21 protein-coding genes and 1 riboswitch are annotated in these 26290 nt (G+C 52.4%); of the genes, 15 read left to right on the forward strand and 6 right to left on the reverse strand.

Translation table 11 applies throughout. The features are described from left to right. Positions 1–34 precede the first annotated feature (34 nt). From ACJHX3_RS17225 to ACJHX3_RS17245, 5 genes are read left to right on the forward strand one after another with little or no spacing between them, the layout of a single operon-like run. Entirely contained in the window at positions 35–1114 is a 1080-nt protein-coding gene (locus tag ACJHX3_RS17225) for a PTS fructose transporter subunit EIIC (protein ID WP_001004469.1), read from the forward strand. 14 nt (positions 1115–1128) lie between these two features. After that, positions 1129–1449 carry a PTS fructose-like transporter subunit IIB gene (locus ACJHX3_RS17230; protein ID WP_000161265.1) on the forward strand — a complete coding sequence of 107 codons (321 nt, stop codon included), beginning with the start codon at positions 1129–1131 and terminating at the stop codon, positions 1447–1449. Positions 1450–1499: 50 nt separating this feature from the next. Continuing rightward, entirely contained in the window at positions 1500–3797 is a 2298-nt protein-coding gene (locus ACJHX3_RS17235) for a formate C-acetyltransferase (RefSeq protein WP_094321784.1), read from the forward strand. After that, entirely contained in the window at positions 3763–4641 is an 879-nt protein-coding gene (locus ACJHX3_RS17240) for a [formate-C-acetyltransferase]-activating enzyme (RefSeq protein WP_000204085.1), read from the forward strand. The genes ACJHX3_RS17235 and ACJHX3_RS17240 overlap by 35 nt, the downstream gene beginning before the upstream one ends. Position 4642: 1 nt before the next feature. Beyond that, the gene (locus tag ACJHX3_RS17245) at positions 4643–4984 is read left to right on the forward strand and encodes a PTS fructose-like transporter subunit IIB (protein ID WP_000323849.1); all 342 of its coding nucleotides are present in this window, start codon (positions 4643–4645) and stop codon (positions 4982–4984) included. Here ACJHX3_RS17245 and ACJHX3_RS17250 read toward each other — a convergent pair. From ACJHX3_RS17250 to argE, 4 genes are all read right to left on the reverse strand, one after another. Beyond that, on the reverse strand, positions 4971–5822 hold the full coding sequence (locus ACJHX3_RS17250) for an AraC family transcriptional regulator (protein ID WP_000274638.1): 852 nt from the start codon (positions 5820–5822) through the stop codon (positions 4971–4973). The genes ACJHX3_RS17245 and ACJHX3_RS17250 overlap by 14 nt on opposite strands. A gap of 148 nt (positions 5823–5970) precedes the next feature. Then, a complete protein-coding gene (locus ACJHX3_RS17255) occupies positions 5971–7704 on the reverse strand; it encodes a phosphoethanolamine transferase CptA (RefSeq protein WP_000556274.1) in 1734 nt (577 codons plus the stop codon). Between the two features lie 182 nt (positions 7705–7886). Then, positions 7887–10538, reverse strand: a complete 2652-nt coding sequence (gene ppc / locus ACJHX3_RS17260) for a phosphoenolpyruvate carboxylase (RefSeq protein ID WP_001005578.1) — start codon at positions 10536–10538, stop codon at positions 7887–7889. Between the two features lie 411 nt (positions 10539–10949). Continuing rightward, positions 10950–12101, reverse strand: a complete 1152-nt coding sequence (argE, locus tag ACJHX3_RS17265; protein WP_001309115.1) for an acetylornithine deacetylase — start codon at positions 12099–12101, stop codon at positions 10950–10952. A gap of 153 nt (positions 12102–12254) precedes the next feature. Here argE and argC point away from each other — a divergent pair, with 153 nt between their 5' ends. From argC to oxyR, 4 genes are all read left to right on the forward strand, one after another. Continuing rightward, the gene (argC, locus tag ACJHX3_RS17270) at positions 12255–13259 is read left to right on the forward strand and encodes an N-acetyl-gamma-glutamyl-phosphate reductase (RefSeq protein ID WP_000935366.1); all 1005 of its coding nucleotides are present in this window, start codon (positions 12255–12257) and stop codon (positions 13257–13259) included. Between the two features lie 7 nt (positions 13260–13266). Further along, a complete protein-coding gene (argB, locus tag ACJHX3_RS17275; protein ID WP_001605002.1) occupies positions 13267–14043 on the forward strand; it encodes an acetylglutamate kinase in 777 nt (258 codons plus the stop codon). A gap of 60 nt (positions 14044–14103) precedes the next feature. Beyond that, complete coding sequence (gene argH, locus ACJHX3_RS17280; RefSeq protein WP_094321783.1) at positions 14104–15477, forward strand: argininosuccinate lyase; 1374 nt, start codon at positions 14104–14106, stop codon at positions 15475–15477. A 266-nt stretch (positions 15478–15743) separates the two neighbouring features. Next, positions 15744–16661, forward strand: a complete 918-nt coding sequence (gene oxyR / locus ACJHX3_RS17285) for a DNA-binding transcriptional regulator OxyR (RefSeq protein ID WP_001025939.1) — start codon at positions 15744–15746, stop codon at positions 16659–16661. Here oxyR and sthA read toward each other — a convergent pair. Beyond that, a complete protein-coding gene (gene sthA / locus ACJHX3_RS17290) occupies positions 16644–18044 on the reverse strand; it encodes a Si-specific NAD(P)(+) transhydrogenase (protein WP_001120810.1) in 1401 nt (466 codons plus the stop codon). The genes oxyR and sthA overlap by 18 nt on opposite strands. Before the next feature lie 328 nt (positions 18045–18372). On the opposite strand from sthA, the gene ACJHX3_RS17295 reads away from it, so the two are divergent. The 4 genes from ACJHX3_RS17295 (at position 18373) to ACJHX3_RS17310 (ending at position 22011) form a co-directional block, all read left to right on the forward strand. Beyond that, entirely contained in the window at positions 18373–19539 is a 1167-nt protein-coding gene (locus tag ACJHX3_RS17295; protein ID WP_000569565.1) for a M20 aminoacylase family protein, read from the forward strand. A gap of 42 nt (positions 19540–19581) precedes the next feature. Beyond that, the gene (locus ACJHX3_RS17300; RefSeq protein WP_000125476.1) at positions 19582–20898 is read left to right on the forward strand and encodes a citrate-proton symporter; all 1317 of its coding nucleotides are present in this window, start codon (positions 19582–19584) and stop codon (positions 20896–20898) included. Positions 20899–21001: 103 nt separating this feature from the next. Further along, positions 21002–21652, forward strand: a complete 651-nt coding sequence (gene fabR, locus ACJHX3_RS17305) for an HTH-type transcriptional repressor FabR (protein ID WP_001309117.1) — start codon at positions 21002–21004, stop codon at positions 21650–21652. Next, entirely contained in the window at positions 21652–22011 is a 360-nt protein-coding gene (locus ACJHX3_RS17310) for a YijD family membrane protein (RefSeq protein ID WP_000806411.1), read from the forward strand. The genes fabR and ACJHX3_RS17310 overlap by 1 nt, the downstream gene beginning before the upstream one ends. A gap of 39 nt (positions 22012–22050) precedes the next feature. Here the strand turns inward: ACJHX3_RS17310 and trmA are convergent, their stop codons facing one another. Then, positions 22051–23151 carry a tRNA (uridine(54)-C5)-methyltransferase TrmA gene (trmA, locus tag ACJHX3_RS17315; RefSeq protein ID WP_000187004.1) on the reverse strand — a complete coding sequence of 367 codons (1101 nt, stop codon included), beginning with the start codon at positions 23149–23151 and terminating at the stop codon, positions 22051–22053. Positions 23152–23264: 113 nt separating this feature from the next. Beyond that, positions 23265–23455, forward strand: a riboswitch (cobalamin riboswitch). 64 nt (positions 23456–23519) lie between these two features. Here trmA and btuB point away from each other — a divergent pair. Next, positions 23520–25364 carry a TonB-dependent vitamin B12 receptor BtuB gene (btuB, locus tag ACJHX3_RS17320; RefSeq protein WP_000591356.1) on the forward strand — a complete coding sequence of 615 codons (1845 nt, stop codon included), beginning with the start codon at positions 23520–23522 and terminating at the stop codon, positions 25362–25364. After that, positions 25309–26166, forward strand: a complete 858-nt coding sequence (gene murI / locus ACJHX3_RS17325; protein WP_000201819.1) for a glutamate racemase — start codon at positions 25309–25311, stop codon at positions 26164–26166. The genes btuB and murI overlap by 56 nt, the downstream gene beginning before the upstream one ends. The last annotated feature ends 124 nt before the right edge of the window (positions 26167–26290 follow it).

Raw genomic sequence — 26290 nt, forward strand, 5'->3', positions numbered from 1 at the left:
TGGACATGGGCTTTCGCAAGCCCGGGAGCAGCTTATGAATGAGTTGGTGCAGATCCTGAAAAATACCCGTCAGCATTTAATGACGGGCGTTTCACACATGATTCCCTTCGTGGTATCGGGCGGTATTTTGCTGGCGGTTTCCGTCATGTTGTATGGCAAAGGCGCAGTGCCGGATGCCGTAGCCGATCCGAATCTGAAAAAACTGTTTGATATCGGCGTTGCAGGTTTGACGCTGATGGTGCCTTTCCTCGCCGCTTACATCGGTTATTCCATTGCAGAACGTTCTGCGCTGGCTCCATGCGCTATCGGTGCCTGGGTTGGTAACAGCTTTGGCGCGGGCTTCTTTGGTGCGCTGATCGCCGGGATTATCGGCGGCATCGTGGTGCATTACCTGAAGAAAATTCCGGTGCATAAAGTTCTGCGCTCGGTGATGCCAATCTTCATCATTCCAATCGTCGGCACACTGATTACCGCTGGCGTCATGATGTGGGGGCTGGGCGAGCCGGTGGGGGCGTTGACCAACAGCCTGACCCAGTGGCTTCAGGGGATGCAGCAGGGCAGCATTGTTATGCTGGCGGTGATCATGGGTCTGATGCTGGCGTTCGATATGGGCGGCCCGGTTAACAAAGTGGCCTATGCCTTCATGCTGATTTGCGTTGCTCAGGGTGTTTATACCGTGGTGGCTATTGCTGCCGTGGGGATTTGTGTTCCACCGCTGGGGATGGGGCTGGCGACGCTGATTGGTCGTAAAAATTTCTCCGCAGAAGAGCGCGAAACCGGCAAGGCGGCACTGGTGATGGGCTGTGTTGGGGTTACTGAAGGGGCGATTCCTTTCGCCGCTGCCGATCCGCTGCGTGTCATTCCTTCCATCATGGTCGGTTCAGTTTGTGGTGCGGTAACTGCGGCGCTGGTCGGTGCGCAGTGCTATGCAGGCTGGGGTGGTCTGATTGTGCTGCCGGTGGTTGAAGGTAAGTTGGGTTACATCGCGGCAGTGGCTGTCGGGGCGGTTGTGACGGCAGTCTGCGTGAACGTGCTGAAAAGCCTGGCGCGTAAAAATGGGTCTTCAACTGAAGAGAAGGAAGACGACCTGGATCTGGATTTTGAAATTAATTAATTGAGGAACGAGCCATGACGAAAATTATCGCAGTAACCGCATGTCCTTCAGGTGTTGCCCATACTTATATGGCGGCAGAGGCGCTGGAAAGCGCCGCGAAAGCGAAAGGCTGGGAAGTGAAAGTAGAAACCCAGGGGTCGATTGGTCTGGAAAATGAACTGACTGCGGAAGACGTGGCAAGCGCCGATATGGTGATTTTGACCAAAGATATCGGCATCAAATTTGAAGAGCGTTTTGCTGGCAAGACTATCGTGCGTGTCAACATCAGCGACGCGGTAAAGCGTGCTGACGCCATTATGAGCAAAATTGAAGCTCACCTGGCACAAACCGCTTAAGTTCTTATCCCGCCCGCAAGGGCGGGTTCGCTTTCCCACAGGAGTTCCTCATGACGAATCGTATCTCTCGCCTCAAAACTGCACTGTTTGCCAATACCCGTGAAATCTCGCTGGAGCGGGCGTTGCTTTATACCGCCAGCCATCGGCAAACCGAAGGGGAGCCGGTGATAATGCGTCGGGCGAAAGCAACAGCGTATATCCTTGAACACGTTGAAATTTCGATTCGTGATGAAGAACTGATTGCCGGTAACCGCACCGTAAAACCACGCGCCGGGATTATGTCGCCGGAAATGGACCCTTACTGGCTGCTGAAAGAGCTGGATCAATTCCCGACGCGTCCGCAGGACCGCTTTGCTATCAGCGAAGAAGATAAACGTATCTACCGCGAAGAGTTGTTCCCGTACTGGGAAAAACGTTCGATGAAAGATTTCATCAACGGGCAGATGACGGATGAAGTAAAAGCCGCGACCAGCACGCAGATTTTCAGCATCAACCAGACGGATAAAGGCCAGGGGCACATTATTATTGATTACCCGCGCCTGCTGAATCACGGGCTGGGGGAGCTGGTGGCACAGATGCAGCAACATTGTCAGCAACAGCCGGAGAATCACTTTTATCAGGCAGCGCTGTTACTGCTGGAAGCCTCGCAGAAACATATTTTGCGTTACGCCGAACTGGCGGAAACGATGGCGGCAAGCTGCACTGATGGCCCGCGTCGCGAAGAACTGCTGACCATTGCGGAGATCTCCCGCCATAACGCCGAACATAAGCCGCAGACGTTCTGGCAGGCGTGCCAGTTATTCTGGTACATGAACATCATTCTGCAATACGAATCCAACGCCAGTTCGCTATCGTTGGGGCGCTTCGACCAGTATATGTTGCCGTTCTATCAGGCATCATTAACCCAGGGCGAAGATCCGGCATTCCTGAAAGAACTGCTCGAATCTTTATGGGTGAAATGCAACGACATCGTGCTGTTGCGCTCCACCAGTAGCGCGCGTTATTTCGCAGGTTTCCCTACCGGCTATACCGCACTGCTCGGCGGGTTAACCGAGAACGGACGTAGCGCGGTGAACGTGCTTTCGTTCCTTTGCCTTGACGCTTATCAAAGCGTGCAATTACCGCAACCGAACCTCGGCGTGCGCACTAACGCCTTGATCGACACGCCGTTCCTGATGAAAACCGCAGAAACCATTCGCCTCGGCACCGGTATTCCGCAAATCTTTAACGATGAAGTGGTGGTGCCAGCGTTCCTCAACCGTGGCGTTTCGCTGGAAGATGCGCGCGACTATTCCGTAGTGGGCTGTGTGGAATTATCTATTCCCGGCAGAACCTACGGCTTGCATGACATCGCGATGTTTAACCTGCTGAAAGTGATGGAAATCTGCCTGCATAAAAATGAAGGCAACGCTGCGCTGACTTATGAAGGTTTACTGGAACAGATCCGCGCCAAGATCAGCCACTACATCACCCTGATGGTTGAGGGCAGCAATATTTGTGATATCGGCCATCGCGACTGGGCACCTGTACCGCTACTCTCGTCTTTTATCAGCGATTGTCTGGAAAAAGGCCGCGATATTACTGACGGCGGCGCGCGTTATAACTTCTCCGGCGTACAGGGGATCGGTATCGCCAACCTGAGCGATTCTCTCCATGCGTTGAAAGGGATGATTTTTGATCAACAGCGTTTAAGTTTTGACGAATTGCTGTCGGTATTAAAAGCCAACTTCGCAACGCCAGAAGGCGAAAAAGTCCGCGCTCGCTTAATTAACCGCTTCGAGAAATACGGTAACGATATCGACGAGGTGGATAACATCAGCGCCGAACTGTTACGCCACTACTGCAAAGAAGTGGAAAAATACCAGAACCCGCGCGGCGGCTACTTCACGCCAGGATCGTATACCGTTTCTGCTCACGTCCCGTTGGGATCGGTGGTTGGCGCGACGCCAGACGGTCGTTTTGCCGGGGAACAACTGGCAGACGGTGGCTTGTCACCCATGCTGGGTCAGGATGCACAAGGGCCAACGGCGGTACTGAAATCAGTCAGTAAGCTCGATAATACGCTGCTGTCTAACGGTACGTTGCTGAACGTGAAATTCACTCCGGCGACCCTGGAAGGTGAAGCGGGATTACGCAAACTGGCTGACTTCTTACGGGCATTTACCCAGCTTAAGTTGCAGCATATTCAGTTTAACGTGGTGAACGCCGACACGTTACGGGAAGCGCAACAGCGCCCACAAGATTATGCCGGGCTGGTGGTGCGCGTTGCCGGATACAGCGCCTTCTTTGTCGAATTGTCGAAGGAGATCCAGGATGACATCATCCGCCGGACAGCGCATCAGCTGTAACGTTGTGGAAATGCGCCGCGATGATGTGGCGCGCATTTTCAACATTCAGCGTTATTCACTGAATGACGGCGAGGGCATTCGTACGGTGGTCTTTTTTAAAGGCTGTCCGCATCTTTGCCCATGGTGTGCTAATCCGGAGTCGATCTCCGGCAAAATCCAGACGGTGCGCAGAGAGGCGAAATGTCTGCACTGCGCGAAATGTTTGCGTGATGCGGATGAATGCCCCTCCGGGGCATTTGAACGGATTGGCCGCGATATCAGCCTTGACGCTCTGGAACGGGAAGTGATGAAAGATGACATTTTTTTTCGCACGTCCGGCGGTGGCGTCACGCTTTCTGGCGGCGAAGTGTTAATGCAGGCGGAGTTTGCGACCCGTTTTTTACAGCGACTGCGGCTATGGGGTGTGTCATGCGCCATCGAAACTGCCGGAGACGCGCCAGCCAGCAAGCTGTTACCGCTGGCGAAATTGTGCGATGAAGTGTTGTTCGATTTAAAAATTATGGATGCGGCTCAGGCTCGGGATGTGGTGAAGATGAACCTGCAACGCGTGCTGGAGAATCTGCGTTTGCTGGTGAGTGAGGGTGTCAACGTGATCCCGCGTTTACCGCTGATCCCTGGTTTCACACTCAGCCGGGAGAATATGCAGCAGGCGCTGGATGTACTGATCCCGCTGAATATCAGGCAGATCCATCTGTTACCGTTTCATCAGTACGGCGAACCGAAATACCGCCTGCTGGGGAAAACATGGTCGATGAAAGATGTTGCTGCGCCGTCGTCAGCCGATGTGACAACGATGCGCGAAATGGCAGAACGGGCCGGATTTCAGGTTACCGTGGGAGGTTAAAATGGCATACCTGGTGGCAGTAACCGCCTGCGTAAGCGGCGTGGCGCATACATATATGGCGGCGGAACGGCTGGAAAAGTTGTGCCAGTTAGAGAAGTGGGGCGTCAGCATTGAAACCCAGGGCGCGTTGGGAACGGAGAATCGTTTAGCGGACGAGGATATCCGCCGGGCGGATGTTGCGCTGTTAATTACGGATATCGAGCTTGCCGGTGCTGAGCGATTTGAACATTGCCGCTATGTGCAATGCAGCATCTACGCTTTCCTGCGTGAGCCGCAGCGGGTGATGAGCGCGGTGCGCAAAGTGCTTTCTGCGCCGCAGCAAACCCATCTTATTCTGGAGTAGTCGGTTTTTCTGTCAGTTGGCTGTGGTACTGCCGACGATATTCCGACGGTGAGCGTTCGGTATTTTTACGAAACAGACGGCAGAAGTAGTTGCTGTCGACAAAGCCGCAGGCGTGCGCCACTTCTTTTACCTTCAGGTCATAGCCTTTCAATAACGTCTTAGCGTGCTCCAGTCGCGTGTAATTCAGGTATTCGTTAAAACCAATGGCCCCCGTTTTTTGAAACAGGTGCGAGAGATAGTTTGGTGAAATATAGAACGCCTGTGCGACAGATTCGCGGGTAAGCGCGGAGGCATAGCGTTCGTCGATATAATCGCGAATAGCTTCGAATAGTGCCTGGCTACGTGAGGCGGTCTGGATTTGGCTGCCGAGCAAATCGCGGCAGTGGCTAAGCAGGCTGGCGACGATAAGCCTTGCCGTTTGCTGCTCCTGCGGCTGCATTTGCATTTCATTGAGCGTTTGTAGCAGAAAAGAACCAATGCGCGGGCCGCGTCGGGCGACGTGTTGCTTCGCCAGATTTTGATATTGTTTGCCATCCCATTGCACGACGCTGAAGCCGAGTTGCTGTTTGCCAAACAGCACGCTAAAGGTAGTGGCGGGGGCTTGCCATTGTGGAAAATTCCAGCCACCAGCGGGAACGTACAGCACATCGCCGGGAACTAACGTTGCTCCAGCGCCGGTATCAACAAACTCACCTTCCAGCACAATTTCCAGCCGTGGAAAATCGACCTGATACGCGAGATCGGGCACCGGACCGTTGCTGCTGGCAAAGTAAATCTGGCGCAGGGACAGCGGGCCGTTGATCAGGCGGGAGAGCAGATAGCTGACGTCGTGATACATGTTATTCCCTTAGCTATGTAGACGGGAAAACAGTAACTGGCATTATGAAAAAAGGCCACCTGAAAAGTGTGGCCTGATGGGAGTGCGATGTAAACATTGCGGCAGTATCGCATCCGGCAAATAGCGCCAGACGCGATACAAAGGTCATTTACTGATTACCTACCTGATCGCCATACGGCAGAGTGTCGTAATCGATCAGCGCATTTTTCTTGTACGGGTTACCAATCCAGCGGGTGGTTTCTTTGAACTGCGGATTCACCACTGAACGGGTTGGATCGTAACCGTCGTAAGATAAGCCCGCCAAATCTGACCAGGTGTGGATCAGTTCCGCCAGGCTGTATTTACGATCAACATCCTGTGAGAAATCACGCGGATGAGTCGCTTGCCATTTTTCTGACGTCCACAGCAGGAACGGAATGGTGTACATATGACGCGTCGGGTTGTCTTCATTACGCCCCTGAGTTTTGTGCGGCGGCGTGTCGTAAACCTCTTCACCGTGGTCAGAGAAATAAACCAGGAAACCGTTCGGGTCTGCTGCTTTAAAGTCTTTAATCAGGCTGGCAACCACGTGATCGTTGTACAGGTTAGCGTTGTCATAATCGTTATATGACTCCAGTTCTTCTGCGCTTAATCCCGGCGGAACATGATCGGTATTGCCATCAAACTTGCCCTGATTTTCCGGGTAACGGTATTTGTATTTGATATGCGTACCCAGCAGATGAACGATGATCAGTTTCTTCGGCGCAGGGTCCTTCAGCACTTCCTGGAACGGCTTCAGCACGTTGGTGTCGTATTCACGCGCACTCTGCGTACGTTGCTGGTTCATGTAGTACTGCTTGTCGGTCTGGCGCGAAAATACCGTCAGCATGGTGTTGCGGGCAGTCATCGTCTGCTGGTTGGTGATCCAGAAGGTTTTATAACCCGCCTGTTTCATCATGTTCATCAGCGACGGCTGCGTCAGATACAGATCCGGGTTCTTTTCATTGGCAAAGGTCAGCGCCTGTTGCAGGATTTCAATGGTGTACGGACGAGACGTCACCACGTTATTAAACACGGTCAGATTCGGATCGGTTTTATGCAGCGCATCCAGCTCCGGCGTGGTTTCACGCGGATAACCGTACAGACTCATGCGTCCACGCTGGGTCGACTCGCCAATCACCAGCACTAAAGTGCGCGGTTCGTTACCCGATTCATCTTTGAAATTCGCCAGCGGCGGCAAGGCATTATTTTCATTCAGTAGCTTTGTTAGCGAGTTTAGTTGCTGACGATACTGATAATAGCCGGTCAGGAATTGCCACGGTGCGGCAGGCTCCATACGCGATGCCAGGTTATCCAACGTTTTCTCAAACGGCTTGTTTTTGATAAACGTATTCATGGCGATCGGATGCAGAATCAAGCCATAAAGTAGGGCAAAAGAGACAACATAACGCCACGGCTTTGGAATATAGACCGGGCGCAGGCGTGTCCACAGCAGAACTGCCACCGCCGTATAGGCCAGCGCGATAAGCACAATTTTCAGGCTGAAATACTGGCTTAAATACTCGCTGGCTTCGTTGGTGTTGGTTTCGAACATCACAAACAGAACGCTCTGCGAGAACTCCTGACCGTAGATGATGTAGTAGCACAGCGCCGCCAGAGAGGCCGCCCATAGCACTACGCCGATTACTGCGGCAATAATTTTAATCCGCTTCGGAAAGAGGAATACCGGGATCAACCACAGCGAACTGAATAACAGCGAGTCGCGAATGCCGTTAGTGCCACTATAACCACTGATGTAAATAATGGCCTGTAGCAGAGTAGAGAAAAACCAAAAGTAGAGCAGTGCCCAACCCAGGGCTTTCCAGCTAAAAAGAGGTTTAGCCTGGACTTCTGTGGAATGCATAGTAAGAACCTGTCTTGAAAAAAATATCGCCGAATGTACCGACAATTCCTTAAGGATATCTGAAGGGATATCCAGAATTTGAATAAAATGCAGACAGAAATATATTGAAAACGAGGGTGTTAGAACAGAAGTATTTCAGAAAACCCTCGCGCAAAAGCACGAGGGTTTGCAGGAGAGGAAGATTAGCCGGTATTACGCATACCTGCCGCAATCCCGGCAATAGTGACCATTAACGCCTGCTCGACGCGAGGATCCGGCTCATGGCCTTCTTTTTCTGCCTGGCGGGAGCGGTGCAGCAACTCGGCCTGCAATACGTTCAGCGGGTCGGTGTAAATATTCCGTAGCTGAATAGACTCTGCAATCCACGGCAGATCGGCCATCAGATGGGAATCGTTGGCAATCGCCAGCACCACTTTGATGTCTTCTTCTTGCAGATTGCGTAACTCTTTACCTAACGGCCACAGTGCTTTGTCTACCAGACGTTGGTCATAGTATTCCGCCAGCCACAGGTCTGCTTTGGCGAAGACCATCTCCAGCATGCCGAGACGCGTCGAGAAGAATGGCCAATCGCGGCACATAGCCTCCAGCTCGCTCTGTTTGCCATCTTCGACCACTTTTTGCAGCGCCGTACCTGCACCCAGCCAGGCGGGGAGCATCAGGCGGTTTTGCGTCCATGCAAAAATCCACGGAATGGCGCGCAGCGACTCGACGCCACCGGTCGGGCGACGTTTGGCCGGACGTGAACCCAGCGGCAGTTTGCCCAGTTCTTGTTCCGGCGTAGCGGAGCGGAAGTAAGGCACAAAATCTTTGTTTTCACGTACGTAGCCACGGTAGAGATCGCAGGAGATGACTGACAGTTCATCCATAATGCGACGCCAGCTCTCTTTCGGCTCAGGTGGTGGCAGCAGGTTGGCTTCCAAAATCGCCCCGGTGTACAGCGACAGGCTGCTGACGGTGATTTCTGGCAGACCATATTTAAAGCGGATCATCTCGCCCTGTTCAGTCACGCGCAGGCCGCCTTTCAGGCTTCCTGGCGGTTGTGACAGCAGCGCCGCATGAGCAGGTGCGCCGCCGCGACCAATGGAACCGCCGCGACCGTGGAACAACGTCAGTTCAATACCCGCTTTTTCGCAGGTTTTGATTAATGCATCCTGTGCCTGATATTGCGCCCAGGAAGCCGCCATCACGCCCGCATCTTTTGCTGAGTCGGAATAGCCAATCATCACCATCTGTTTGCCCTGAATCAGGCCGCGATACCAGTCGATATTCAGCAGCTGGGTCATGACATCGTTGGCGTTGTTCAGGTCATCGAGGGTTTCAAACAGCGGAGCAACCGGCATTGCAAACCCGATACCCGCTTCTTTCAGCAGCAGGTGGACAGCCAGCACGTCGGACGGCGTTTTCGCCATCGAGATCACGTAGGCGGCAATGGAGCCTTGCGGCGCTTCGGCAATCACCTGGCAGGTATCGAGCACTTCGCGCGTTTCGGCGCTTGGTTGCCAGTTGCGCGGCAGAAGCGGACGTTTGGAGTTCAGTTCGCGGATCAGGAACGCCTGTTTGTCGGCCTCTGACCAGCTTTCGTAGTCGCCGATACCGAGGTAGCGGGTCAGCTCGCCCAGCGCTTCGGTATGGCGGGTGCTCTCCTGACGGATATCAATACGGACCAGCGGTACGCCGAAACATTTCACGCGGCGCAGGGTGTCGAGCAGATCGCCGTTGGCGATAATACCCATGCCACACGCCTGAAGTGACTGGTAGCAAGCGTAGAGCGGTTCCCACAGTTCTTCGTTTTGTGTCAGCAGGCCTTCTGGTTTTGGCAGTTCTTCGCCTTTCAGGCGCGCTTCCAGCCATGCCTGTGTCGCCATCAGGCGAGAACGCAGGTTTTTCATCAGATAGCGATACGGTTCTGCGGCACCTTCTTCGCCAACCAGCGCCAGCAGTTCAGGGGTCGCTTCAACCATCGACAGTTCAGAAACCAGCACCTGAATATCTTTCAGGAACAGATCGGTGGCTTTCCAGCGACTGAGCAGCAGGACGTGGCGGGTGATATCGGCAGTGACGTTCGGGTTGCCGTCGCGGTCACCGCCCATCCACGAGGTAAAACGGACCGGAACAAATTCGACGGGCAGTTTGTAGCCGAGATTCTCTTCCAGTTGTTCGTTCAATTCGCGCAGGTAATTCGGTACGCCTTGCCACAGGCTGTTTTCTACTACGGCAAAGCCCCATTTGGCTTCATCTACCGGGCTTGGACGCAGTTTACGGATTTCATCGGTATGCCATGACTGGGCGATCAACTGGCGCAGGCGGCGCATCAGCTGGTTGTGTTCGTAGTCGGCGATATCTTTGTTATCGAGCTGTTTTAAACAGGCGTTCACTTCCACCATTTTGTGGATCAGTGTACGACGGGTAATTTCGGTTGGGTGAGCCGTGAGGACCAGTTCCAGCGACAGCGATTCCACTGCTTTTTTGATGGTGTCTTCGCTCAGTTCCGGCTGGTTTTTCAGTTTACGCAGGGTGCGGGCGATCACTTCCGGGTTGCTGGCAGCTTCGCCTTTCGGCGAAATGCTGTGGTATTGCTCAGCGGTGTTGGCCAGGTTCAGGAACTGACTAAACGCACGCGCAACGGGCAGCAGCTCGTCGTTCGACAAATTTTGTAAGGTGGTGAGCAACTCCTGGCGGTTAGCATCATTGCCAGCGCGTGAAGATTTCGACAACTTACGGATAGTTTCTACGCGTTCAAGAATGTGTTCTCCCAACGCATCCTTGATGGTTTCTCCCAGCACTTTGCCGAGCATACTGACATTACTACGCAATGCGGAATATTGTTCGTTCATATTACCCCAGACACCCCATCTTATCGTTTGATAGCCCTGTATCCTTCACGTCGCATTGGCGCGAATATGCTCGGGCTTTGCTTTTCGTCGTCTTTTATAAAGCCACGTAAAAGCGGTGACGTCAAATGCTGCGAAATCGCTTCAGCAAACGAATAAATAGCAGGAATTTACGCCATTAAATTCACGACGCTTTAAATAAGCGTAACTTATGGGAATGTTAAAAAATCGCCTCAATTAACACCAAAGAGTTATGAGTTGTAGTTACCATTTGGGCATCATTTGAGATTGCTGACAAACTCGCTTACGGGTCAGTATGGGCACGGTTTTCCCCTCACCCTAACCCTCTCCCCGAAGGGGCGAGGGGACTGTCCGTGCGCTTGCATGGCTTTGTCATCAGCCTGATTTGCTTTTTTAATGCCAGCAAAAATGGTGAATTACCTGGGTTATCAGTTCGCGGGTGGGCTTGATAAACCGCGTCTCCAGATATTCATCAGGCTGATGAGCCTGATTAATTGAGCCAGGGCCCAGAACCAGCGTCGGGCATAACGTTTGAATAAACGGCGCTTCGGTACAGTAATTCACCACTTCGGTCTTTGCTCCGAGCAATTTCTCAACTACTTCAACCAGTTGATGATTTGGCGGGCATTCATAGCCAGGGATCGGCGGATGCAGCTCGTCGACCGTCAGACGACCCGGCCAGCGTTCGCTCACCGGAGCCAGCGCATCGTTGAGTAGGCCATTAAGTTCATTGAGTGTCATGCCCGGCAGCGGACGAATATCCATATGCAACTCACAGCAAGCGCAAATACGGTTAGAAGCGTCGCCACCGTGAATATGCCCGAGGTTGAGCGTGGGGTATGGCACGGTAAACGCTTCGTAGTGATAACGTTCTTTCAGCTTATCGCGCAATTGCAAAATATGCCCGATGGCGTCGTGCATCAGTTCGATAGCGTTAACTCCGCGTGCAGGATCGCTGGAGTGGCCCGACTGGCCCTGAATACGGATGGCGTTAGAGATATGACCTTTATGTGCGCGTACCGGTTGTAGTGACGTCGGTTCGCCAATGATGGCGCAATCCGGGCGCAGGGCGGTAGTTTCGGCAAAATAACGCGCTCCGGCCATACTGGTTTCTTCATCGGCAGTCGCCAGAATGTAGAGCGGTTTTTTCAGTTTCGTGACGTCGACATCGCGTAGCGCATCAAGGATAAACGCAAAAAAGCCTTTCATGTCGGCGGTGCCTAAGCCGTAAAGCTTGCCGTCATGCTCCGTCAGTGTAAACGGATCGCGCGTCCAGCGTCCGTCATCAAATGGCACCGTATCGGTATGCCCCGCCAGCAACAAACCGCCAGCCCCCTGTCCGGTACTTGCCAGCATATTAAATTTGTTGCGAGTTCCTGGCACAGGCTGCACTTCCACATTGAAGCCTAAATCTTTAAACCAGTCCGCCAGCAGAGTGATTAAATCTGCATTGCTTTGATCGAGTGCCTCTTCCGTGGCGCTTATTGAAGGTGTGGCAATCAGAGCACGGTAAATCTCGATAAATGGCGGTAATTTGTTTTTCATTGTTGACACACCTCTGGTCATGATAGTATCAATATTCATGCAGTATTTATGAATAAAAATACACTAACGTTGAGCGTAATAAAACCCACCAGCCGTAAGGTGAATGTTTTACGTTTAACCTGGCAACCAGACATAAGAAGGTGAATAGCCCCGATGTTGAATACGCTGATTGTGGGTGCCAGCGGCTACGCTGGCGCAGAGCTAGTGACCTATGTAAATCGCCATCCGCATATGAACATAACCGCTTTGACTGTTTCAGCGCAAAGCAATGATGCGGGAAAGTTAATCTCCGATTTGCATCCGCAGCTAAAAGGCATCGTTGATCTGCCGTTGCAGCCGATGTCGGATATCAGCGAGTTTAGCCCAGGGGTGGACGTGGTGTTTCTCGCCACCGCCCATGAAGTTAGCCACGATTTAGCGCCGCAATTTCTTGAAGCCGGCTGCGTGGTGTTCGACCTTTCCGGCGCGTTTCGTGTTAACGACGCCACCTTCTATGAAAAATATTACGGCTTTACCCATCAGTATCCGGAACTGCTGGAACAGGCAGCCTACGGTCTGGCCGAGTGGTGCGGTAATAAATTAAAAGAAGCGAACTTGATTGCCGTGCCAGGCTGTTATCCGACGGCGGCACAGCTGGCGCTGAAACCGTTGATTGATGCCGATCTTCTTGACCTCAATCAGTGGCCGGTGATCAACGCCACCAGCGGCGTGAGCGGTGCAGGACGTAAGGCAGCGATTTCAAATAGTTTTTGTGAAGTTAGCCTGCAACCGTATGGCGTCTTTACTCATCGCCATCAACCAGAGATCGCCACACACCTCGGTGCTGACGTTATCTTCACCCCGCATCTGGGCAATTTCCCGCGCGGCATTCTCGAAACCATTACCTGCCGCCTGAAACCGGGTGTGACCCAGGTGCAAGTCGCGCAAGTGTTACAGCAGGCGTATGCCCATAAACCGCTGGTGCGACTGTATGACAAAGGCGTTCCGGCGCTGAAAAATGTCGTTGGGCTGCCATTTTGCGATATCGGGTTTGCCGTTCAGGGCGAGCATCTGATTATTGTGGCGACCGAAGACAACTTACTGAAAGGCGCGGCGGCACAAGCGGTACAGTGCGCCAATATACGTTTCGGCTATGCGGAAACGCAGTCTCTTATTTAAGGGTGCAATGATGAATCCATTAATTATCAAACTGGGCGGCGTACTGCTGGATAGTGAAGAGGCGCTGGAACGTCTGTTTAGCGCCCTGGTGAATTATCGTGAGTCACATCAGCGTCCGCTGGTGATTGTCCACGGTGGCGGCTGCGTGGTAGATGAGTTGATGAAAGGGCTGAATCTGCCGGTGAAAAAGAAAAATGGCCTGCGGGTGACGCCAGCGGATCAGATAAACATTATCACCGGAGCACTGGCGGGAACGGCAAATAAAACCCTGCTGGCATGGGCGAAGAAACATCAGATTGCGGCCGTAGGTTTGTTTCTCGGTGACGGCGACAGCGTCAAAGTGACCCAGCTTGATGAAGAGTTAGGCCATGTTGGACTGGCGCAGCCAGGTTCGCCTAAGCTTATCAACACCTTGCTGGAGAACGGTTATCTGCCGGTGGTCAGCTCCATTGGCGTAACAGACGAAGGGCAACTGATGAACGTCAATGCTGACCAGGCAGCGACGGCGCTGGCGGCAACGCTGGGCGCGGATCTGATTTTGCTCTCCGACGTCAGCGGCATTCTCGACGGCAAAGGGCAACGTATTGCCGAAATGACCGCCGCGAAAGCAGAACAACTGATTGAGCAGGGCATTATTACTGATGGCATGATAGTGAAAGTGAACGCGGCGCTGGATGCTGCGCGCACGCTGGGCCGCCCGGTGGATATCGCTTCCTGGCGTCATGCGGAACAGCTTCCGGCACTGTTTAACGGTATGCCGATGGGTACGCGGATTTTAGCTTAAGTTTTGTTGGCCGGAAGCGCAGCTTTCCGGCATTGAATTTCAAAATAAGGAAACAGAGTTATGGCACTTTGGGGCGGGCGTTTTACCCAGGCAGCAGATCAACGGTTCAAACAATTTAACGACTCACTGCGCTTTGATTACCGTCTGGCGGAGCAGGATATTGTTGGCTCTGTGGCCTGGTCCAAAGCCCTGGTAACGGTCGGTGTGCTGACCGCAGAAGAACAGGCGCAACTGGAAGAGGCGTTGAACGTGCTGCTGGAAGATGTTCGCGCCAGGCCACAACAAATCCTTGAAAGCGACGCCGAAGATATCCATAGCTGGGTGGAAGGCAAACTGATCGACAAAGTGGGCCAGTTAGGCAAAAAGCTGCATACCGGGCGTAGTCGTAATGATCAGGTAGCGACTGACCTGAAACTGTGGTGCAAAGATACCGTTAGCGAGTTACTGACGGCTAACCGGCAGTTACAATCCGCTCTGGTCGAGACCGCACAAAACAATCAGGACGCGGTGATGCCGGGTTACACCCACCTGCAACGCGCTCAACCGGTGACTTTCGCGCACTGGTGCCTGGCCTACGTTGAGATGCTGGCGCGTGATGAAAGCCGTTTGCAGGATGCGCTTAAGCGTCTGGATGTCAGCCCGTTAGGCTGTGGCGCACTGGCGGGAACGGCCTATGAAATCGACCGTGAACAGTTAGCAGGCTGGCTGGGATTTGCCTCAGCGACCCGTAACAGTCTCGACAGCGTTTCTGACCGTGACTACGTGCTGGAACTGCTGTCTGCTGCCGCTATCGGCATGGTGCATCTGTCGCGTTTTGCTGAAGATCTGATTTTCTTTAACACCGGCGAAGCGGGGTTTGTCGAGCTTTCGGACCGCGTGACTTCCGGTTCATCATTAATGCCGCAGAAGAAAAACCCGGATGCGCTGGAGCTGATTCGCGGTAAATGCGGTCGGGTGCAGGGGGCGTTAACCGGCATGATGATGACGCTGAAAGGTTTGCCGCTGGCTTACAACAAAGATATGCAGGAAGACAAAGAAGGTCTGTTCGACGCGCTCGATACCTGGCTGGACTGCCTGCATATGGCGGCGCTGGTGCTGGACGGCATTCAGGTGAAACGTCCGCGTTGCCAGGAAGCGGCTCAGCAGGGTTACGCCAACGCCACTGAACTGGCGGATTACCTGGTGGCGAAAGGCGTACCGTTCCGCGAGGCGCACCATATTGTTGGTGAAGCGGTGGTGGAAGCCATTCGTCAGGGCAAACCGCTGGAAGAACTACCGCTCAGTGAGTTGCAGAAATTCAGTCAGGTGATTGGCGAAGATGTCTATCCGATTCTGTCGCTACAATCGTGCCTCGACAAGCGTGCGGCAAAAGGCGGCGTCTCACCGCAGCAGGTGGCGCAGGCGATTGCTTTTGCGCAGGCGCGGTTGGGGTAAGAACATTTATATGTACAAATTTGAGCCTGGCTTATCGCCGGGCTTTTTTATGGCAAAAAAAAGCGGATCCTGGAGATCCGCAAAAGTTCACGTTGGCTTTAGTTATTCGAGTTGAGAAACTCTCGAAACGGGCAGTGACTTCAAGGGTTAAAAGAGGTGCCGCTCCGTTTCTGTGAGCAATTATCAGTCAGAATGCTTGATAGGGATAATCGTTCGTTGCTATGCTACCTATCGCCGCGAACTATCGTGGCAATGGAGGATGGATAATGAATATTCGTGATCTTGAGTACCTGGTGGCATTGGCCGAACACCGCCATTTTCGGCGTGCGGCAGATTCCTGCCACGTTAGCCAGCCGACGCTTAGCGGGCAAATTCGTAAGCTGGAAGATGAGTTGGGCGTGATGTTGCTGGAGCGGACCAGCCGTAAAGTGTTGTTCACCCAGGCGGGAATGCTGCTGGTGGATCAGGCGCGTACCGTGCTGCGTGAGGTGAAAGTCCTTAAAGAGATGGCAAGCCAGCAGGGCGAGACGATGTCCGGACCGCTGCATATTGGTTTGATTCCCACGGTTGGACCGTACCTGCTACCGCATATTATCCCGATGCTGCACCAGACCTTTCCAAAGCTGGAAATGTATCTGCATGAAGCACAGACCCACCAGTTACTGGCGCAACTGGACAGCGGCAAGCTCGATTGCGTGATCCTCGCGCTGGTGAAAGAGAGCGAAGCATTCATTGAAGTGCCGTTGTTTGATGAGCCAATGTTGCTGGCTATCTATGAAGATCACCCGTGGGCGAACCGCGAATGCGTACCGATGGCCGATCTGGCAGGAGAAAAACTGCTGATGCTGGAAGATGGTCATTGTTTGCGCGATCAGGCAATGGGTTTCTGTTTTGAAGCCGGGGCGGATGAAGATACACACTTCCGCGCGACCAGCCTGGAGACGCTGCGCAACATGGTGGCGGCAGGTAGCGGGATCACTTTACTGCCAGCGCTGGCTGTGCCGCCGGAGCGCAAACGCGATGGAGTTGTTTATCTGCCGTGCATTAAGCCGGAGCCTCGCCGCACTATTGGGCTGGTTTATCGTCCGGGCTCACCGCTGCGCAGCCGCTATGAGCAGCTGGCAGAGGCCATCCGCGCAAGAATGGATGGCCATTTCGATAAAGTGTTAAAACAGGCGGTTTAAACCGTTTAACGCAGCTACCCGATAGGCTTCCGCCATCGTCGGGTAGTTAAAGGTGGTGTTGACGAAGTACTCAATAGTGTTGCCGCCACCTTTCTGTTCCATAATCGCCTGACCGATATGAATAATTTCGGCAGCGCGCTCGCCAAAGCAGTGAATACCCAGAATCTCTTTTGTTTCCCGATGGAACAAAATTTTCAGCGTGCCCACGTTCATGCCGACGATTTGTGCGCGTGCCAGATGTTTGAACTGGGCGCGGCCCACTTCATACGGCACTTTCATCGCGGTCAGCTGCTGTTCGGTTTTGCCCACAGAGCTGATTTCCGGGATGGTGTAAATGCCGGTAGGGATATCTTCAATCAGATGTGCGGTGGCTTCGCCTTTCACCAGCGCCTGCGCGGCAATGCGCCCCTGGTCATAGGCCGCCGACGCTAGGCTCGGATAACCAATCACGTCGCCCACCGCGTAAACGTGTGGCTGTGCGGTCTGATACATGCTGTTGACCTTCAGCTGTCCGCGACTGTCAGTTTCCAGCCCAATGTTCTGTAACGCCAGCGAATCGGTATTACCGGTGCGACCGTTGGCATAGAGCAGACAGTCAGCTTTCAGTTTTTTACCCGACTTCAGATGCATGATCACACCGTCGTCACAGCCTTCGATCTTCTCGTACTCTTCGTTGTGACGAATCACTACGCCACTGTTCCAGAAGTGATAGGAGAGAGAATCTGACATCTCTTGATCGAGAAATGCCAGCAGGCGATCGCGGGTATTGATCAGATCCACTTTTACATCCATACCGCGGAAGATCGACGCATATTCACAGCCGATCACTCCAGCACCGTAAATCAGCACATGGCGCGGTTCGTGGTGCATGCTAAGAATTGAGTCGCTGTCGTAAATGCGTGGATGGGTGAAATCAACATCTGTTGGATGATATGGACGAGAGCCACAGGCAATAACAAATTTTTCAGCGGTTAGTGTTTCGACGCTGCCGTCCGGGCAATCCAGCGCCAGCGTATGCTCGTCAACAAAGCGAGCGTTTCCCTGCAATATTTCACAGTGATTACGTTCGTAAAATCCCTGACGCATGCGCGTTTGTTGATTAATCACGTTATCGGCATGGTTAAGGATATCGGCAAAAGAAGAGCGGAGCAGTCGCGAATGGTCGCTGTATAGTGGGTTTTGATTGAATTCTATAATGCGGCTGACGGCGTGACGGAGAGCTTTCGACGGGATGGTGCCCCAGTGGGTGCAACCGCCGCCAACATTTTGATAACGCTCGATAACTGCGACGCGCGCACCTTGCTTAACCAGGCCCATTGCAGCGCCTTCGCCGCCGGGGCCGGAACCTATTACTATGGCATCGTAATCGTAGGAATGTGGCATGGTAGGGCTTACCTGTTCTTATACATAAAAGCAACAGAATGGTAACATTTTATCGCGGGTAAGCCAATTGATCCCCGTCATTTATCTGGCTATAACTTGAGCGGGCTTTGCTTTATCTGCCCCTTCTTATTTCATTAATTCACTATTAATCGCTTTTTCTTATGGCTGATAGTTTTATCTTGCCGAAGCGTTCTTTTTTGTTATTGTCTTTATGAAATCTTCTTATAAAACAAATATATAAATATTTTATATTGATGAGTTATTTGTATTTATACCATCAATAAGATCCGTTAATTAGCCTGTTTATAAGTGAATAAAGGAATAGCCGATGATCGAACACTATATTCGAGGGTTTGAGGAAGAACTGCGCGAGATCCGCCATCAGATCCACGAAAACCCGGAACTGGGATTACAAGAATTTAAAACCAGTGCTTTGGTGGCGGAAAAGCTGCGCCAGTGGGGCTATGAGGTTGAGCAAGGGCTGGCGACAACCGGCGTGGTAGCCACGTTAAAAGTGGGCGACGGAGAGAAAAGTATTGGCCTGCGGGCGGATATGGATGCATTGCCAATTTATGAAAATAGTGGCAAGCCCTGGGCCAGTAAACATCCTGGTTTAATGCACGCCTGCGGGCATGACGGGCATACCACCATACTGCTGGGTGCCGCGCGTTATTTTGCCGAAACCCGCCTTTTTAACGGCACGTTACGTCTCATCTTCCAGCCTGCGGAAGAGATGATTAACGGCGGTGAGATCATGGTTAAAGAGGGGCTTTTTGACCGTTTCCCCTGCGATGTCATTTTCGGCATGCATAACATGCCCGGTCTGCCGGTGGGTAAGTTTTATTTCCAGCCTGGGGCGCTAATGGCGTCAATGGATCAGTTCCATATTACGGTTCGTGGTTGTGGTGGACACGGTGCGATCCCGCACAAAGCCATCGATCCGGTGCTGGTTGCTGCACATATCACCACCGCATTACAAAGCATTGTGTCGCGCAATGTCGATCCGCTGGAAGCGGCGGTAATTACCGTCGGCAGCATTGTTGCAGGGGAGGCGGCTAACGTCATTCCTGACAGTGCTGAGATGAAAATCAGCGTCCGCTCTCTTAGCCGCGATACCCGACAACTTCTTCTGACCCGTATTCCTGCTCTGGCACAAGCCCAGGCTGCCAGCTTTGGTGCTACGGCTGAGGTTACGCATGTTAACGGTACACCGGTATTAGTGAATGACGAGGAGATGGCGCGCTTCGCCTGGCAGGTGGCGTGTAAAACGTTTGGTGAAGATCGGGCCGAGTTTGGCATCAAGCCCCTGATGGGCAGTGAGGATTTCTCTTTCATGCTGGAAGCCCAGCCGAAAGGCGCTTTTTTGCTGTTCGGTAATGGCGATGTCGGGGAAGGTTCCTGCATGGTGCATAACCCGGGCTACGACTTCAACGATGCAAGTCTGGTCCCGGCATGCAGCTACTGGGGCGCACTGGTAGAAGCCTGGCTGCAATAAATAAAACAACACACAACAACACTTTTTGGCAAGGAACATGGAATGACGGCGATCGTAAATGGAAGCGTGATTGTGAAGAAAAAGCCCAGCGGTAAGCGGGTGATTTTTGCTTCGGCGTTTGGCAATGCGCTCGAATTTTTTGATTTTGGCGTTTACAACTTTTTTGTGGTCTATATCAGTACACTATTTTTCCCGCCCAGCGCAGACAAAAACGTCGCGCTACTACTGGCATTTGCAACGTTTGGCGTGAGTTTTTTTATGCGCCCGCTTGGTGGAATTATCGTCGGGGCCTGGGCCGATCGTTTCGGACGTAAGCCCGCGATGGTGTTCACCATTGCCCTGATGAGCCTCGGCACGTTGATGATTGGCATCGCGCCGACATATGCAACGGCAGGCTATTGGGGAACCGCGACGCTGGTGCTGGCGCGTCTAATTCAGGGCGTTGCGGCAGGAGGCGAAGTCGGTGCCTCAATGTCTTTGTTGGTTGAATCAGCTCCGGCAAATCGTCGCGGCTTTTACAGTAGCTGGTCGCTGGCGACCCAGGGGCTGGCAACGACCTTTGGTGGTGTTGTTGCTTTAGGTCTGAGCGCATGGCTACCGTTCGCCACAGGTTCAGAAACCGTAATGGCAGAATGGGGCTGGCGTGTGCCGTTCTTTATTGGCGTGTTATTAGCACCTATCGGTTGCTGGTTGCGTCTGAGCCTGGAAAATGACGTACCTGAGCCTGTGCGCAATAAAAAAGCTGCTACCAGCGAAAGCGCGTTCTCTCTGCTCCTGCTACACAAGGCGACGATCGTTAATGGCGTTTTACTCGCTATTGGTAGCACGGTCGCAACCTATATTTCCCTCTTTTATTACGGCACCTGGGCGGCGAAGTATCTGGCGATGCCTCAACATTATTCTCATGCAGCGATGTTACTGGCGGGCGTTATTACGTTTGTGGGTGCGTTGCTGGTGGGGATGTTGTGCGATTCGGTCGGGCGTAAAAAGCTGATTTTAATCTCCCGTGTGATGGTGCTGATCTGTAGCTGGCCGTCATTCTGGCTGTTGGTGAATTACCCAAGCCCTGGCATGTTGCTGACGGTGGTTTTCGTGATGGTCAGCTTTACCACGCTTGGTGGTGTGCCAGTGATGTTGTTGATCTCTGAATTGTTGCCGAAACGGATTCGGGCATTGGGTTTTGCACTGGTTTATAGCATTGGTGTGGCAATCTTTGGCGGTTTTGCTCAATATTTCGCTACGCAATCCATCGTGTTGCTGGATAGTTTGACGGCTCCGGCGTGGTATCTGGGGGGAGGCACGTTGCTGTCGATGCTGGCGTTGTTGTACGTAAAAGAACCGGCCAAAGAATTGCAGTAAATATGTTTTATTGCGTTACCGTTCATTCACAACACTGGAGCAATCCAGTATGTTCATTCTCTGGTATAGTGCCAGCAGTACTTTTGGCAAGGATTCAGACATCGTGATGGGCGTAAGAGCGCAACAAAAAGAAAAAACCCGCCGTTCGCTGGTGGAAGCCGCATTTAGCCAATTAAGTGCTGAACGCAGCTTCGCCAGCCTGAGTTTGCGTGAAGTGGCGCGTGAAGCGGGCATTGCTCCCACCTCTTTTTATCGGCATTTCCGCGACGTAGACGAACTGGGTCTGACCATGGTTGATGAGAGCGGTTTAATGCTACGCCAACTCATGCGCCAGGCGCGTCAGCGTATCGCCAAAGGCGGGAGTGTGATCCGCACCTCGGTCTCCACATTTATGGAGTTCATCGGTAATAATCCTAACGCCTTCCGGTTATTATTGCGGGAACGCTCCGGCACCTCCGCTGCGTTTCGTGCTGCGGTTGCGCGTGAAATTCAGCACTTCATTGCGGAACTTGCGGACTATCTGGAACTCGAAAACCATATGCCGCGTGCGTTTACTGAAGCGCAAGCCGAAGCCATGGTGACGATTGTCTTCAGTGCGGGTGCCGAGGCGTTGGACGTCGGCGTCGAACAACGTCGGCAATTAGAAGAGCGACTGGTACTGCAACTGCGAATGATTTCGAAAGGGGCTTATTATTGGTATCGCCGTGAACAAGAGAAAACCGCAATTATTCCGGGAAATGTGAAGGACGAGTAATGAAACAAGCAAATCAAGATAGAGGTACGCTGCTGCTGGCGTTAGTTGCTGGCTTATCGATTAATGGTACTTTCGCAGCGCTGTTTAGCTCCATTGTGCCATTTTCTGTATTCCCGATTATTTCCCTTGTGCTGACGGTTTACTGCCTGCATCAACGTTATCTTAATCGCACTATGCCGGTAGGCTTGCCGGGTCTGGCAGCTGCCTGTTTTATTCTCGGCGTACTGCTGTACAGCACGGTAGTTCGTGCGGAATATCCGGATATCGGCTCTAACTTCTTCCCGGCAGTACTGTCCGTCATTATGGTGTTCTGGATTGGCGCGAAGATGCGTAACCGTAAGCAGGAAGTTGCTGAGTAATCGGTATCATGCCGGATGCTGGCGCATCCGGCATAGATTTTACTTCGCGGTCAGTAATACGCCGCACTCCATATGGTGCGTGTAGGGGAACTGATCAAACAGAGCCAGACGTTCGACCTTGTGCGTCTGGCTTAATGTTTCCAGATTCTTGCATAACGTTTCCGGGTTACAGGAGATGTACAAAATACGCGGATACGCCTGCACCATTTTCTCGGTTTCACTGTCCAGACCGCTGCGCGGCGGGTCGACAAAAATGGTTTCGCACTGATAGGTCTTTAAGTCGATCCCTTGCAGGCGGTTAAACTCACGTACGCCATTCATCGCCTGAGTAAATTCTTCTGCCGCCATACGAATAATTTGTACATTATCAATATGGTTAGCGGCAATGTTGTATTGCGCGGCAGCGACCGACGGCTTGGCGATTTCGGTGGCTAATACCCGATCAAAATTGCGCGCCAGGGCTAATGAGAAGTTACCGTTGCCGCAGTACAGCTCCAGTAAATCGCCTTTTGAGCCTTTGGTTACGTCCAGCGCCCATTCCAGCATCTGAATATTCATCGCCGCGTTCGGCTGGGTAAAGCTGTTTTCTACCTGACGGTAGATCATCTCTTTCCCTGCGACCGGCAGACGTTCGTCGATGTAATCTTGATCCAGCGCGATTTTGGTTTTCGTTGCCCGACCAATCAGATGCACATTCAGATTCTGCGCTCGCAGTGCATCACGCAGGGTTTCCGCCTGCTGACACCATTCGTCATCCAGCTTTTTATGGTACAGCAGGGAAACGACCGCCTGATTGCTCAGCGTGGTGAGGTAATCAATCTGGAACAGCTTGTGGCGCAGGACGGGATTATTGCGCACACCCGCAATCATCGCCGTCATCAACTGGTTGATAAGTTCACTGGCGGCGGGGAAGCTATCCACGCGGATGCGGCTTTTGGTTTGTTGATCGAAAATGATGTGATACAGGTCATCGCCATCGTGCCAGATGCGGAACTCCGCACGCATCCGGTAATGACTGACCGGCGAGCGAAACACTTCCGGAACCAGGTCAGAAAACGGTGCCATCATACTTTGCAAACGTACCACTTTTTCGGCTAACTGCGCTTCATACTGTTCTGTTGGAAGGTGTTCGGGGGTCATGATGTATCCTGAAAAATTAAAGTACGCGGCGATTGTAGGGATTGCTCATCAGATGTCCAGATCTTGATGTATTCCTATTTGTGAGCTACGTCTGGACAGTAACTTGTTACAACCTGTAGCATCCACTTGCCGGTCCTGTGAGTTAATAGGGAATCCAGTGCGAATCTGGAGCTGACGCGCAGCGGTAAGGAAAGGTGCGATGATTGCGTTATGCGGACACTGCCATCCGGTGGGAAGTCATCATCTCTTAGTATCTTAGATACCCCTCCAAGCCCGAAGACCTGCCGGCCAACGTCGCATCTGGTTCTCATCATCGCGTAATATTGATGAAACCTGCGGCATCCTTCTTCTATTGTGGATGCTTTACAATGATTAAAAAAGCTTCGCTGCTGACGGCGTGTTCCGTCACAGCCTTTTCCGCTTGGGCACAGGATACCAGCCCGGATACTCTCGTCGTTACCGCTAACCGTTTTGAACAGCCGCGCAGCACTGTGCTTGCACCAACCACCGTTGTGACGCGTCAGGATATCGACCGCTGGCAGTCGACCTCGGTCAATGATGTGCTGCGCCGTCTTCCGGGCGTCGATATCACCCAAAACGGCGGTTCAGGTCAGCTCTCATCTATTTTTATTCGCGGTACAAATGCCAGTCATGTGCTGGTGTTAATTGATGGCGTCCGCCTGAATCTGGCGGGAGTGAGTGGTTCTGCCGACCTTAGCCAGTTCCCTATTGCGCTTGTCCAGCGTGTTGAATATATCCGTGGGCCGCGCTCCGCCGTTTATGGTTCCGATGCGATAGGTGGGGTGGTGAATATCATCACGACGCGCGATGAACCCGGAACGGAAATTTCAGCAGGGTGGGGAAGCAATAGTTATCAGAACTATGATGTCTCCACGCAGCAACAATTGGGGGATAAGACACGGGTAACGCTGTTGGGCGATTATGCCCATACTCATGGTTATGATGTTGTTGCCTATGGGAATACCGGAACGCAAGCGCAGACAGATAACGATGGTTTTTTAAGTAAAACGCTTTATGGCGCGCTGGAGCATAACTTTACTGATGCCTGGAGCGGCTTTGTGCGCGGCTATGGCTATGATAACCGTACCAATTATGACGCGTATTATTCTCCCGGCTCACCGTTGCTCGATACCCGTAAACTCTATAGCCAAAGTTGGGACGCCGGGCTGCGCTATAACGGTGAACTGATTAAATCACAACTCATTACCAGCTATAGCCATAGCAAAGATTACAACTACGATCCCCATTATGGTCGTTATGATTCGTCGGCGACGCTCGATGAGATGAAGCAATACACCGTCCAGTGGGCAAACAACATCATCATTGGCCACGGTAATATTGGTGCGGGTGTTGACTGGCAGAAGCAGAGCACGGCACCGGGCACAGCTTATGTTAAGGATGGATATGATCAACGTAATACCGGCATCTATCTGACCGGATTGCAACAAGTCGGCGATTTTACGTTTGAAGGCGCAGCCCGCAGCGACGATAACTCACAGTTTGGTCGTCATGGAACCTGGCAAACGAGTGCCGGTTGGGAATTCATCGAAGGCTATCGTTTTATCGCTTCTTATGGCACGTCGTACAAGGCACCTAATCTTGGGCAACTGTATGGTTTCTACGGAAATCCGAATCTGAATCCTGAGAAAAGCAAACAGTGGGAAGGCGCGTTTGAAGGCTTAACCGCTGGGGTGAACTGGCGTATTTCCGGATATCGTAACGATGTCAGTGACTTGATCGATTATGATGATCACACCCTGAAATATTACAACGAAGGGAAAGCGCGGATTAAGGGCGTCGAGGCGACCGCCAATTTTGATACCGGACCACTGACGCATACTGTGAGTTATGATTATGTCGATGCGCGTAATGCGATTACCGACGTGCCGTTGTTACGCCGTGCTAAACAGCAGGTGAAATACCAGCTCGACTGGCAATTGTATGACTTCGACTGGGGTATTACTTATCAGTATTTAGGCACTCGCTATGATAAGGATTACTCATCTTATCCTTATCAAACCGTTAAAATGGGCGGTGTGAGCTTGTGGGATCTTGCGGTTGCGTATCCGGTCACCTCTCACCTGACAGTTCGTGGTAAAATAGCCAACCTGTTCGACAAAGATTATGAGACAGTCTATGGCTACCAAACTGCAGGACGGGAATACACCTTGTCTGGCAGCTACACCTTCTGAACCACGTCCCACCGTGCTGGTGTTTGACTCCGGCGTCGGTGGGTTGTCGGTCTATGACGAGATCCGGCATCTCTTACCGGATCTCCATTACATTTATGCTTTCGATAACGTCGCTTTCCCGTATGGCGAAAAAAGCGAAGCGTTTATTGTTGAGCGAGTGGTGGCAATTGTCACCGCGGTGCAAGAACGTTATCCCCTTGCGCTGGCTGTGGTCGCTTGCAACACCGCCAGTACCGTTTCGCTTCCTGCATTACGCGAAAAGTTCGACTTCCCGGTTGTTGGTGTCGTGCCGGCGATTAAACCTGCTGCACGTCTGACGGCAAATGGCATTGTCGGATTACTGGCAACCCGCGGAACTGTTAAACGTTCTTATACTCATGAGCTGATCGCGCGTTTCGCTAATGAATGCCAGATAGAAATGCTGGGCTCGGCAGAGATGGTCGAGTTGGCTGAAGCGAAGCTGCATGGCGAAGATGTTTCTCTGGATGCGCTAAAACGTATCTTGCGTCCGTGGTTAAGAATGAAAGAGCCGCCAGATACCGTTGTACTGGGGTGTACCCATTTCCCTCTACTACAAGAAGAACTGTTACAGGTGCTGCCAGAGGGAACCCGGCTGGTGGATTCTGGCGCAGCGATTGCTCGCCGAACGGCCTGGCTGTTAGAACATGAAGCCCCGGATGCAAAATCTGCCGATGCGAATATTGCCTTTTGTATGGCAATGACGCCAGAAGCTGAACAATTATTGCCCGTTTTACAGCGTTACGGCTTCGAAACGCTCGAAAAACTGGCAGTTTTAGGCTGATTTGGTTGAATGTTGCGCGGTCAGAAAATTATTTTAAATTTCCTCTTGTCAGGCCGGAATAACTCCCTATAATGCGCCACCACTGACACGGAACAACGGCAAACACGCCGCCGGGTCAGCGGGG

It is taken from the genome of Escherichia sp. WS1265 (assembly GCF_046487585.1).
Taxonomy (GTDB): domain Bacteria; phylum Pseudomonadota; class Gammaproteobacteria; order Enterobacterales; family Enterobacteriaceae; genus Escherichia; species Escherichia coli.